This window comes from Bradyrhizobium sp. HKCCYLRH3061 (assembly GCF_051168015.1).
Taxonomy (GTDB): Bacteria; Pseudomonadota; Alphaproteobacteria; order Rhizobiales; family Xanthobacteraceae; genus Bradyrhizobium.
This window is the reverse complement of sequence record NZ_JBNPUE010000024.1, coordinates 25,584-37,931: the sequence shown is the minus strand read 5'-3', so window position 1 is coordinate 37,931 and position 12,348 is coordinate 25,584. Positions and strand designations below refer to the sequence as shown.

The window sequence follows — 12,348 nt, the reverse complement described above, 5'->3', positions numbered from 1 at the left end:
ACTTCATCATTCCCTTGGGAACGGAAACCGAAGCTCCGCAACGGGACATGACAAAGATCGCTCGAGGTCTCTCCACGTTTCAAACAGCGGCGCAGGTTCGCGATCTCGCGGCGGATCACGCCCGAGTCCTGCGATCGATCGCCCTTCGATGAGATCGAGAGGGCGCAGGGAATGCCGGGTGAAGGCCTCACCCATGGCCCGCCTGCTGAAAAAATGCAGGCGGCAGGTACCACAGGCAAAGCCGATCAACCGGCATTCCCTGCGCGGCGGTCTTAACGCTTCCTTCGCGCTCTCCTCGGGGACCGGCTGATTGACCCCGTCGCTCGCGCGAGGGCAAGAGCCCTCGTCACGCGCTTGACCTCGGCACCGGGAGGCCAGGACCACACGACTTCGCGTCCGTGATGTGTCGTTCGTCCGCATGCGCAAGCACATGCTGCGACATCTCACGGCCACCGCATCCCTGCCCCACGTGTCGTGACGATCGCGCGCTACGCCCCTCTCGGCGGGACAGGATGGGTGCATCATGCATTATTTCTGAGAAAAAGAAAGGCCTTTCCGGAGCTGCCGATCGTCAGCGGACTATCAAGTTGATTCAGAAGCCGAATTTTTTGCGTGCGGATACGACACCGCCTAGCGCCTGATGGCCCGCTCAGCCTAAAGCGCGCAAAGCTCCGGGACTGATTTGCCCGACGAGCAAGCGGTCGCTGTCAGCTCGGAGGACAATCGGGGCACTCGGGAAAGAGCACACTCGAGTGGCTTCCTGAATGTCAGCGCCGCGCGTGTCCGGCTCTAGGATGGAACCGGAGCAAGCCGTCCGATGGCCGCTTGACCCAAAGGCGAAGCGATCGCTTGGCATCTTTCGCCGTGCGGGACATTCGAAATAACCGCCCCAGAGACCGCTATTGCTGCTTTGTCTTACGCAGGTCGTTTCGAGTTGTCGTCACGACCGCAGACACTTTACCATGAAACTCCTGCTCCGCAGCTGTCATCGCCTCCGGAGCATAGGACTTGCCATGACTTGAATATGTATCAACGACAATCCGTCTGTTCTTACTACACCCTGCGAGGGCCTCTTGCTCGATCGCATCGATGGAATCATCGGACGTTCGAGCCAATTGGCGAGCAGCGCCCTCGAGACAGAAGGAATAGGCGCGCACAGCCTGCTCTTCGAACGCCTTATCTGGATCAATCTTCAAGAGCTGCTCCGCCCGGTGCTGCAGATCGACAATCCAGGGGATCTCCTTGAAGAATGATCCTACGGCGTCGTCAACGTAGGAGCGCTCATCTACGCGGTGCGCACCATCCAATGCGCGCTGCCGACAGACCGAAAACAAGTCATTCACAATGTCAGTTCTCGCGCTATCCCCCGCGCGCTTCAGTCTATCTGGACCATTGGCTGGACCGTTTGCGATGACGAAGCGGCGCAAAGCCGAGGGCATTTCCTGCTTCACGCAGTCGTGGAAATATTGCAGCTCGTCAGCAGCCCCCACGGGGCGCGGGTCGAGGAGCCCGAGAGCCATGGCCAAAATGCCGAGACTTGTAAGGTACGGCTGAGATGATCGGCTGAGCTTCATCGGGCTTCATTCCAATTTTCCATCAAGCTCCACTCATATTGACCTCAGATTGATAAGCCATGAAAATGATCGCATCGAAGATCCGCGATGATCGAGTCAGCTGTACGCCGACGGCCCGCCGCGCTCGTGCATCTGCAAGGAATAACCTCGTACTCTGGCTCATACCGCACCTTCAAATGGCAGCTGGGATGTCCGCCTGCCGAGGCAATCGGAAGCAAGTCATTGGACTACCGAAAGCATGTTTTGACCCGAGGCCGACTTCTAGCTCATTCAATCAAGTTTAACTTTCGGCCCGCCGATTGATAGACATAGGTGCTATAGCGTATTGTCGCATGTTCATCCTGTTACAACTCTGGATTATGATAGGAGCATCGGCCCTCGTATGGAGGACCGGCAAGCTGATCCGTGAAGAAAGGCAAATAGCCAACCGTGATCGAGCGTATTATCGGCGCAGTGACAGCGATCTTTTCAAGCTGATCTTGTATTTTATTCTTTGGTTTCTGACGGGGCTTGGACTGTTCATCCTGTGGCTTCATGTCACTCGCAGCGTCTAAGGACAACTCCCGCTTCAGGCCCGAGTCCGACTTCGAGACCTTCATGGCGGCCAAAAACAAGGACGAGAGTAGATGCGCAGGGTCTTTCTGCTTTGGCACAGCCGACCGCTCGAAGGCGGCATCGATGAGAACGATACCGATGACAAGCTCATCGGGGTCTACAGCAGCGCCGCCGAAGCAGAGTCCGCAAGACAGCGCAAACTTCAATTTGAAGGCTTTCGCGGCTATCCGGACGCCTTCCTTGTCGACGAATATCAGGTCGACAAGGATCGGTGGAGTGAAGGGTTCATCACGGAGCCGACCGCGAAGTGAACGTCGCACGATGCCGGTTTCTGGCCCGTCCCGGACCCTTCCGGGACGGCGCTGGCAACGTCCACTCTTGGGCTCCTCGGAATTAGGCGCCAGAATGCCTCAGGGCCACTTTGACCGGAAGCTGGACCAGCAAGGCTGGCTTTCATCAACTCTCAACCGTTGCGACGGAACATTCCGGACGGACACCGGTTCGCCCAAGTTCCAGCGCGTTTAAAGCCAAAGCGCGTTTTTCAGAGGGTCCCGCTGATGTCATCGTCCGATGTGGTCAGGAGCGCTCACGATCGCCGTCAACGACGGTTGCTGATCGTGCTGGCCCTGGGATTTGTCGCTTTTGGCGCCGCTGCAGCCGGCCTGTTCTACGTCTTGCAGCCCGAGACACTCCGGATCGCCGTCGGACCGGCGGCGAGCGACGACCATAAGGTGGTCCAGGCGATGGCCGACGCCTTCGGTGAGGAAAGCAGGACCGTCCGGCTCTCCCCGATCACGACCGGCGGAGCGGCGGAGTCACTGGCGCTGCTGGCCGCCGACAAGACCGATCTGGCGGTCGGCCGCGGTGACCTCGGCATGCCGCCCGATGCGCAAACACTGGCCGTCCTGCGCAAGAACTATGTCGTGCTGTGGTCGCCCTCCGGGCGACGCGGCAGCGAATCCAAGCATAAGGCCGGCGGCAAGATCGCCGATATCGCCCATCTGGCGGGTCACAAGGTCGGCATCATCGGAAGGACCGGAGCAAACGTGGCCGTGCTCCAGGCCATTCTGGAGGGATCCGGCGTGCCACCCGACAAGGTTGCCACCGCCCAATTCGGCACAGACGAGATCGAGAAGCTTGCGCAAGACCCCACCCTCGATGCGTATCTCGCCGTCGGTCCGCTCGACAGCAAGATCACGGTGGACGCGATCACCGCGACCTCCCGGGCACGCGGAGCGCCCACGTTTCTTCCGATCGAAGCATCGGAGGCCATTGCCCTGAAGCATCCGCGCTACGAGGCCGAGGAAATTCCAGCCAGCGTCTTCAACGCGAAACCGGCCTGGCCGGAGGACAAGGTCGACACGATCAGCGTCAATCACCTGATCCTGGCCAAGAAGGGGCTCTCCGAAGCCAAGGCGGCGGCCTTCTACCGGCAACTCTTCGCGGTCCGCGACACGATCACGCAAGGTCTCGCCGGCGCTTCGCACATCATGAAGCCCGATACCGAGAAGGAGACCGAACCATCGGTGCATCGCGGCGCCGCGGCGGTGATCAACGGCACTGAGCGAACCTTTCTGGACAAGTACAGCGACTACTTCTGGTTCGCCTTGCTCGTTCTGTCCGGCATCGGTTCGGCCGCCGAATGGCTGCGCCGCTATCTGAACCGGGATGAACTGGAGGACGACACCAGCGGCCGCAACCGCATTCTTGCGGCGGTCTCGGAAGTGCGCAATGCCGCGTCGGAAAACGATCTGCTGACCAGGCAGCGGGAGGTCGACGGGATCATCGCCGAGACCCTCAAGGGCTATGATGATGGCGCCATCGAACCGGAGGACTTGGCGGCATTCGGTCTCGTCGTTGAATTGTTCAATCATGCCATTGCCGAAAGGCGAACGACGCTGCACGGCGATCCCACCGATCAACCACGAACGGTGGGTAACCCTCGGCTCTCTTCGATAGGCGCGCCCGGCCAATGACGCCTCATCGGCGCCTTGGGTTGCGGCGAAGCGCTGCAAGTTCCAGCCCCATTGGACGCCCGATCTGATAGCCATCAGAATGCGAGCCTCCCGCCTTGATATGCTCGGCGGGATAGTCCCAAGGTCAGGCCGAAGCCGAGGCAGCAGGCGCCTGCCCGAAGGCTGCTTTTGACCTGCACGGCCGTCCATCGTCCCCGCTATTCGGCTTCAACATAGCGAATGATGCTCTGGTTCTGAACGTTTGCGACCAGCTCGTCGGCGCGCGACAACAGCCGGCGGAGCAAGGGCGACTGGTTTGACCGATTGTATCCCAGGGCCAAATCGACCGTCGGGGTGCCGCCCTCGAGCGCCCGCGCGACGACGTTGGGGGCGAGCATGTTCTGCGCATAGAGCGGAACGAGGCTGATGCCGCCGGTCGATGCCACCAGCGACATCGCGGACGATATGTTCTCGCCTGCGTACTTTGCCTCCAGGGTGATGCCGACCCTGGAGGCATAGTCCTGGATGACCTCCTGCAACACGGGGGAGGTTCGCGCCGAACTGACATAGATTTCGCGGGCGAGATCCTGCGGCCGAATCTTCTTGCGCGAGGCCAGACGATGATCGGCGGGCAGCACCGCGATCAACGGCTCCTTCGCCAGCACTTTGAAGACGACACCCTCGTTGTCTTTCTCGGGACGGAGAAAGGCGATGTCCAGCTTCCCTCGCATCAATGCCAGCGCGAGCTCCGGCGAGGATTGCGTGCTGAGCGTGACCTCGACGTCCGGGGCTTCCTCGCGCAGGATGCGCAAGAGTTGCGGCAGCCACATGACCTCCAGCCCGACGAGGAATCCCATCGAAAGGAGAGGCTTTTGCGGGCGAGCCGTCTGCCGGGCCCCCTCGGTCGCCGCCTCGACCTGAAGCAGCGCCAATCGCGCGTGATCGAGAAACACGCGTCCGGCGGAGGTCAGCGCCACGCCGCGGGCCTGGCGCTCCAACAGCGGAACGCCGACTTCGGACTCGAGATCGCGGATCTGCCGGCTGAGCGACGGCTGCGAGGTGTTCAGTCGCCGCTGGGCAGCGGTCAGCAGGCTGCCTTCTTCAGCGACGGCAACGAAATAGCGCAGATGCCTGAGCTCCATGCCCCCTCGTATATCTTCCAAGCATAGCTCGAAGCTTACAAGGTCTTGGTCATCGGCAAAAGATGAGATCTACCGTCGCGCCGTCTGCAACCCAAAATGGGACAAGAAACATTGTCGACGCCGAAGCCCAGCATCGTCTTCTGTCATGCCCCTTCGGGCCGAGCAGGAGCAGAAGCTGGTCTGGGCGACCCACTATCCGCCGGCCGCCGACCTGCTCGAGCAGCAAGATCTCGACGCGGTCGCCTGGAGATCGAAGCCGAGCTGATACATTCTCGCCAAGAACGACCAGACCGTGCACCCCGATCTGCAGCGGTTTCTTTCCAAGCGCATGAAGGCGACCGTGATCGAGGCCGACAGCAGCCATGTCGCCATGCTGTCGCAGCCCGACCTCGTCATCGAGGCCATTCGCAAGGCTTCCGCTGCCGTTTGAGACCGTCGGCCGAACTGAGGTTCATCTCACTCGCGAAGGGAGATGCCGTTGGCCGGAGCGCATCTCCCTTCCGCTGGTCTCCGGGCAAGGACCGCGCGGCCCCGGCACGCGATCCGGCGCACACCAGCCGCCAGTCAATCGATGATGCCCGGACCCTCTGCCATCGCCCGCGCAACGCCCTCCTTCATCTTGGTCAGCACATCCGGTGCGTGCCCCTGCCAATCGACGACCTCGGCAACGACCCGCAGCGGCGCGCGGGATCGATAGGACTTTGTCGGATTGCCCGGGTACTTCTTGTCCGTCAGGTTCGGGTCGTCGACGATCGGTCCCGTGGGCTCCACGACATAGATCCGCTCACGTCCGCTGCCGGCGGCCAGCTCGGCTCCCCAGATCGCCGCGTCCAGCGTGGCTGCGAAGTAGACCCAGGACAGCGGCTCCGCCTCGGTGAAATTGGAGGGATGGCCGACAGCGACGAGATCGCCCGGCCGCAGATCGGCGCGTGTGCCGTGGAAGAACGATTGCGCAAACACGGTCGCGACAGACGACATCAGTGACCTCGCATGGACTCTCCAGCGCGTGGGATCACGCGGCGGATGTCGGACCCTCACAGCGGCGACAGCGCGGCCTCGCGAGAGATCTCACGGCCAGACAGGGACGCCGTCCAGACCTGCGGTTTCCGGCAGGCCGCAGATCAGGTTCGCGTTCTGCACGGCCTGACCGGCCGCGCCCTTGCCGAGATTGTCGACCACGCCCATCGCGATCACCAGATTGCGCTCGGGATCGGCCGCATAACTGACGAAAGCGAGGTTCGAGCCGGTGGCCCATTTGGTCTGCGGCGGTTTGTCAGTCACGCGGACGAAGGCCCTGTTGGCATAGAAGCGCCGGGCCGCGTCCAGGCACTGCTCCGTGGTGGCGCGGCCGCGGCAGTAGATGGTGGCGAGGATGCCGCGGGTCATCGGCACCAGATGCGGCGTGAACACCAGGCCGGCGGCGCTGCCGCCGCTCAGCCGGGCGATCGTCCGTTCGATCTCCGGCATGTGGACGTGCTTCAGCAGACCGTAGGGCACCAGGTTCTCGTTGCTCTCGGCGTAGCCGAAACCGGAGCCGCCGCCCCGGCCGGCGCCGGAGATGCCGGTCTTGGCGTCGATCACGATGTTGCCGGGCTCGATCAATTTGTCGGCCAGCAGCGGCGCCAGCGCGGTCAAGGTCGCTGCGGGGAAGCAGCCGGGATTGGCGACGCGGGTCCGCCCCTCGATCTCGGCCGGCCAGACGTCGGCGAGGCCATACGACCAGCCCACGACGTAGCGGTGGTCGCCGCCGATGTCGACGATCTTCACCTCCTTCGGCACGCGCGCCAGCGCCTCGGCCGAGGTGCCCGTGGGCAGCGAGGCGAACAGCACGTCGAGCTTCGGCAGCGTGGCCGGATCCCACTTCTCGATCACCAGCCCGGCCAGCCGCGCCGGCACGCCCGGAAAGCGGTCGACCAGCCGGCTGCCGGCGCTGCCCTCGCCCGCGGCGTAGACCAGTTCGAACGAGGGGTGGCCCGCGATCAGGCGCATCGCCTCGCCGCCGCCAAAACCGGAGATGCCGACAATGCCGACGCGAATGGTCATCGTGGTGTCCTCGTGCTGCCGCGGCGGCTGGCGCCGCGAGCGCGCGTTGCATGAGCGACAGCAAATTGCGTAGGTCGCAGGGCCTGTCAAGCACACTCCGAGACGGCGGCGACGTGAGCAGCAAGCGCGGCGCGGCGAAACGGACGACTGGCCGCCTGTGCATGGTCACCGCCCCAACATGCCCGCACCTCCCGTGCGGCAGCCCCTCACCTCAACCCTCTCCCCGTGAAGAACGGGGAGCGCATTGTGCTCCGGGGCCGGCGTACGCTGCGCTTGGGACATAGCGGCGCATCGCTGTCGGAAATCGCTTACGAACAATGCGCACCAGGCGACGCTCAGTCGGCCGGAACGATCGCCCGGTCCGTCATCCACCCCAGCCCGTCCGCGGTCGTCGTCAGCGGCTTGTACTCGCAGCCGATCCAGCCGGAATAGCCGATGGCGTCGAGGTGGCGGAACAGGAAGGGGTAGTTGATCTCGCCGGAGCCCGGCTCGTGGCGGCCGGGATTGTCGGCGAGCTGGATGTGGGCGATGCGGGCGAGATGCTTCTGCATGGTGCGGGCGAGATCACCTTCCATGATCTGCATGTGGTAGATGTCGTACTGCACGAACAGATTGTCGGACTCGACGTCTGAGATCAGCTGCAGCGCCTGGGCCGTGCGGTTGAGGAAGAAGCCGGGGATGTCGAGCGTGTTGATCGGCTCGATCAGCAGCTTGATGCCCTGCGCCTCCAGCGCTATCGCGGCAAAGCGCAAATTGCGCACCAGCACCTGGTTGAGCTCGCGCGGATCGGCATCGTCGGGCGCGATGCCGACGAGGCAGTTGAGCTGGCGGCAGTCGAGCGCGCGGGCATACTCGATCGCGCGGCGCACGCCGTCGCGGAAATCGTCGACACGATCGGGCAAGATCGCGATGCCGCGCTCGCCGGCCGCCCAGTTGCCGGCGGGCAGATTGTGCAGCACCTGGGTCAGGCCGTGGCGCGCGAGCTGCTCGCGCAGCTCGGCCTTGTCGAACTCGTAGGGGAACAGATATTCGACGCCGCTGAAGCCGGCGGCCTTGGCGGCGGCGAAGCGCTCCATGAACGGCAGCTCGTTGAACAGCATCGTGAGGTTGGCGGCAGAGCGCGGCATGGCGTGATCCTCGATGATCGGAGTGCGCTGAGATCAAGCCGGCAGCAAAGTGCGCGCCGGCTCCGCCGGCGTCTCGTCGACCGGCAAGTCGAGCACCTCCTCGAACTCCACAACATTGTCGATCTCCGCCCCCATCGCGATGTTGGTGACGCGCTCGAGCACGAACTCGACCACGACGGGCACCTGGTACTCCGCCATCCATTCGCGCGCGGTCGCGAACGCCGCCTGGGCCTGGCGCGGATCGGTGACGCGGATCGCCTTGCAGCCGAGCCCTTGCGCGACCGCGACATGATCGACGCCGTAGCCGCCGACCTCCGGCGCGTTGATGTTCTCGAACGACAGCTGCACCTGGTAGTCCATCGAGAAGCCGCGCTGCGCCTGGCGGATCAGGCCGAGATAGGCGTTGTTCACGACGACGTGGATGTAGGGCAAATTGAACTGGGCGCCGACCGCGAGCTCCTCGATCAGGAACTGGAAGTCGTAGTCGCCCGACAGCGCGACGATCTCGCGCTTGGGATCGGCGGCGCGGACGCCGAGCGCGGCCGGCAGGGTCCAGCCGAGCGGGCCCGCCTGCCCGGCATTGATCCAGTGGCGCGGATGGTTGACGCTGAGGAACTGCGCGCCGCCGATCTGCGACAGGCCGATGACGCTGACATAGCAGGTGTCGCGGCCGAACGCCTTGTTCATCTCGTGATAGACGCGCTGCGGCTTGATTGGCACCTGGTCGAAATCGCTGCGCCGGAGCATGGTGCGCTTGCGATCCTGACATGCGGCCGGCCACGCTTGCCGCTCGCGCAATTTGCCGGCCTTTCGCCACTCGCGTGCGACCGTGATGAACAGCTCCAGCGCGGCCTTGGCATCGGAGACGATGCCGAGGTCGGGATTGAAGACGCGGCCGATCTGGGTGGGCTCGATGTCGACATGCACGAAGCTGCGGCCCTTGGTGTAGGTCTCGAGCGAGCCGGTGTGGCGGTTGGCCCAGCGGTTGCCGATGCCGAGCACGAAATCGGACTCCAGGAAGTTGGCGTTGCCATAGCGATGGCTGGTCTGCAGGCCGACCATGCCGGCCATCAGCACATGATCGTCGGGAATGGCGCCCCACCCCATCAAGGTCGGCACGACCGGCACGTTGACGGTCTCGGCGAAGGTGACGAGGAGATCGCTGGCGTCGGCGTTGATGACGCCGCCGCCGGCGACGATCAGCGGGCGCTCGGCCGCATTGAGCATCTCCAGCGCCTTCTCGATCTGCTTCCGGGTCGCGGCGGGCTTGTAGACCGGCAGCGGCGCATAGGTCTCGTCGTCGAACTCGATCTCGGCGAGTTGCACGTCGAGCGGCAGGTCGATCAGCACCGGTCCCGGCCGGCCCGAGCGCATGATGTGGAAGGCCTGGCTGAACACGCGCGGCACGAGGCCAGGCTCGCGCACCGTCACCGCCCATTTCGTCACGGGCTTGGCGATCTGCTCGATGTCGACAGCCTGGAAATCCTCCTTGTAGAGCCTGGCGCGCGGCGCCTGGCCGGTGATGCAGAGGATCGGAATCGAATCCGCGATCGCCGAATACAGCCCGGTGATCATGTCGGTGCCGGCCGGCCCCGAGGTGCCGATGCACACGCCGATATTGCCGGCCCTGGCGCGGGTGTAGCCCTCGGCCATGTGCGAGGCGCCCTCGACGTGACGGGCGAGAATGTGGCGGATCGAGCCGCGGCGTTGCAGCGCGGAATAAAGCGGATTGATCGCGGCGCCGGGAACGCCGAAGGCGCAGGTGACGCCCTCCTCCTCCAAGATCCGCACCGCAGCATCGATCGCCCGCATCTTCGCCATCTCGCGCCTCCCGCTTGTTTGATGCGCGAGCTTCGCTGCTGACGGATGCGATCTCAATTCAGTCGTCGATTTTTCCCACGATGCGGCACGCTCGGCAAAACACCGGCGGCCTCAGTTAGTTAGGACAGAACGACACTGACATGTCCTAACAGGACGAGACGCGAGTAGTTATTCGAACAGCGGCGCCAGTTCCATCTGCGGCACGAGCACGAGGCCCTTGTCGGTGATGCGAATTTCCGGAATGACCGATAGAGGAATCAAATTGAAGCCCATGTAGGGAATGGTGCAGCCGGCTTCCGCCCACTCTTTCTTCAACAGCTTTACCTCCTCGGCGACCTCGGTGACGCGCTTGTCCGACAAGAGTCCCGCGATCGGCAAGGGAACCATCGCCCTCACCTCGCCGTCGGCGACCACGCAGACGCCGCCCTGGTGCTGGCCGATCGCGGCGACCGCGGCCTGCATGTCCGCCTCGTTGGTGCCGGCGACGATGATATTGTGGCTGTCATGGCCGACGCTGGAGGCGACGGCGCCGCGCTTCAGGCCAAAGTCCTTCAACAGGCCATGCGCGACGTTCCCCGCCGACTTGCCGTGGCGCTCGATCACGGCGACGAAGCAGAGACCATGGCGCGCGAACAGCGTCTCCCAATCGTTGGCCGGCTCGATCGCGACCTTCTCATGGATCAGCGTGATGCCCGGCAGCGCGGTCTTGATCGCATTGACGGTGCAGGCTCTGGTCGGCAGCTCCGGCGTCAGCTTCACCTGCGCGGGCAGCTTCACCGTGGCATAGGCCGCCTTCGGGTACTGATAGCGCTGCGACAGCGCCTGATCGAGAAGCGCGGTGATCTTGCCCTTGTCGACGACGAGCTCGCCGCCATACCAGGTCGATTGCGGCTTCAGGCCGTCGTCGAGCAGCACGAGGTCGGCGCGGCGGCCGCCGCCGAGGCCGCCGATCTCGCCGTCCACGGCAAAGCGCGTCGCGCCGTGCAGCGAGCCCATCGACCAGGCCTGCTCCGGCGACATCCCCGCCTTGACCGCCTCGCGCACCACCCAGTCCAGGCCGAACAGCATGAGATCGTCGGCATCGCGGTCGTCGGTGCAGACGGCGGTGCGCTTGTGCGACGCGCCGAGCTCGGTGATGGTGCGGATCGCCTGCGGCAGGCTGTGCCACGGCGTGGTCGGTGGCCCACCGCGCAAAAAAATCCAGACGCCGGCATCGAGCAGATCGTCGGCGATGTCGCGGTCGATCGCCTCATGGGTATCGGTGACGCCGCTCGCGGCATAGGCCGCGACGAACTCGCGGCCATAGACATGGCCCGACACCGGCCGCCCGCGCTGCAGGGCCGCAGCGAGAATGGCATGGCTGCGCTCGTCGCCCATGCAGACCGGCACGAAATCCATCTTCTCGCCGAGCGCCACCGCCTCCGGCCAGCGATCGAACAGGCCGGCGATCTTGTCCGGCGTGAGATCACCGCCGGCCGTTTCCAGCGCCGCCGATGTCGCCGGCACCGTCGAGGGCACGGTGAGGAAGATCGACAGCGGCGCCTGCCGCGCGTCCTCCAGCATCGCCTCGACGCCGGCGACGTCCATCACGTTGCCGATCTCGTGGCTGTCGCAGAAGATCGTCGTGGTGCCATTGAGCAGCGCCGCCTCGGCGTAGGCGCAGGCCGTGACCATCGAGGATTCGATGTGGATGTGCGGATCGACCAGCCCCGGCGCGATGATGCCGCCGGCCGCGTCGTAGACCGCAAAGCCGCCGGGAAGTGACTTGTGCGCACCAGCGGGCTTCACAGCCGCGACACGCCCGCCGGTGATCCACAGCTCGCGGTTCGGGAGAATGCGCTCCGAATAGGTCGACAGCACCCGCGCGCCTGTGATCACGAGATCGGGCGCGACCCGGCCCGACGCGACGTCGGCCAGCCGCCGCGTCATGCTGTGCAGAGGAGCGACCGAGAAGCGGGTGAGTTTGGTCATGGCACAACTCGCTGGACGTGTTCGGGGGATCCGCCACGATCGTTGCGCGCGATACGCAAGACGGCAAGCCCAAATAGGTCGGCGCAGCTGACTACGGCTTGGGCAGCGAAGCTGGCTGCCGATCTCCCGCTTCAGCGGCAGCGCGGCGCCACGGTCGCTT

General features: G+C 64.3%; 9 protein-coding genes and 1 pseudogene. 3 read left to right on the top strand and 7 right to left on the bottom strand.

What is annotated here, in order from left to right:
• Window positions 1-899 precede the first annotated feature (899 nt).
• Window positions 900-1,574, bottom strand: a complete 675-nt coding sequence (locus ACQR2C_RS29415; protein ID WP_434882678.1) for a hypothetical protein — start codon at window positions 1,572-1,574, stop codon at window positions 900-902.
• A 626-nt stretch (window positions 1,575-2,200) separates the two neighbouring features.
• On the opposite strand from ACQR2C_RS29415, the gene ACQR2C_RS29410 reads away from it, so the two are divergent.
• Window positions 2,201-2,440: a DUF7336 domain-containing protein gene (locus ACQR2C_RS29410; RefSeq protein WP_316218498.1), complete on the top strand. Its 240-nt coding sequence runs from the start codon at window positions 2,201-2,203 to the stop codon at window positions 2,438-2,440.
• A 246-nt stretch (window positions 2,441-2,686) separates the two neighbouring features.
• Window positions 2,687-4,105, top strand: coding sequence for a TRAP transporter substrate-binding protein (locus ACQR2C_RS29405; protein WP_316218499.1), 1,419 nt, complete (start codon window positions 2,687-2,689; stop codon window positions 4,103-4,105).
• Window positions 4,106-4,302: 197 nt separating this feature from the next.
• Here the strand turns inward: ACQR2C_RS29405 and ACQR2C_RS29400 are convergent, their stop codons facing one another.
• Window positions 4,303-5,226: a LysR substrate-binding domain-containing protein gene (locus ACQR2C_RS29400; RefSeq protein ID WP_434882677.1), complete on the bottom strand. Its 924-nt coding sequence runs from the start codon at window positions 5,224-5,226 to the stop codon at window positions 4,303-4,305.
• 157 nt (window positions 5,227-5,383) lie between these two features.
• Between ACQR2C_RS29400 and ACQR2C_RS29395 the strand changes: the two are divergent.
• A pseudogene (locus tag ACQR2C_RS29395) lies at window positions 5,384-5,656 on the top strand (alpha/beta fold hydrolase); the annotation flags it as partial.
• A gap of 134 nt (window positions 5,657-5,790) precedes the next feature.
• Here ACQR2C_RS29395 and arr read toward each other — a convergent pair.
• The 5 genes from arr to ACQR2C_RS29370 form a co-directional block, all read right to left on the bottom strand.
• Window positions 5,791-6,204, bottom strand: a complete 414-nt coding sequence (arr, locus tag ACQR2C_RS29390; protein ID WP_316218501.1) for an NAD(+)--rifampin ADP-ribosyltransferase — start codon at window positions 6,202-6,204, stop codon at window positions 5,791-5,793.
• A 90-nt stretch (window positions 6,205-6,294) separates the two neighbouring features.
• Window positions 6,295-7,269, bottom strand: a complete 975-nt coding sequence (argC, locus tag ACQR2C_RS29385; protein ID WP_434882676.1) for an N-acetyl-gamma-glutamyl-phosphate reductase — start codon at window positions 7,267-7,269, stop codon at window positions 6,295-6,297.
• Between the two features lie 335 nt (window positions 7,270-7,604).
• Window positions 7,605-8,396 carry a hydroxypyruvate isomerase gene (hyi, locus tag ACQR2C_RS29380; RefSeq protein ID WP_434882675.1) on the bottom strand — a complete coding sequence of 264 codons (792 nt, stop codon included), beginning with the start codon at window positions 8,394-8,396 and terminating at the stop codon, window positions 7,605-7,607.
• Window positions 8,397-8,429: 33 nt separating this feature from the next.
• Window positions 8,430-10,217 (bottom strand): glyoxylate carboligase, encoded by a 1,788-nt coding sequence (gcl, locus tag ACQR2C_RS29375; RefSeq protein WP_434882674.1) that lies wholly within the window; start codon window positions 10,215-10,217, stop codon window positions 8,430-8,432.
• A gap of 168 nt (window positions 10,218-10,385) precedes the next feature.
• Window positions 10,386-12,188, bottom strand: a complete 1,803-nt coding sequence (locus ACQR2C_RS29370) for an adenine deaminase (RefSeq protein WP_434882673.1) — start codon at window positions 12,186-12,188, stop codon at window positions 10,386-10,388.
• Window positions 12,189-12,348 lie beyond the last annotated feature (160 nt).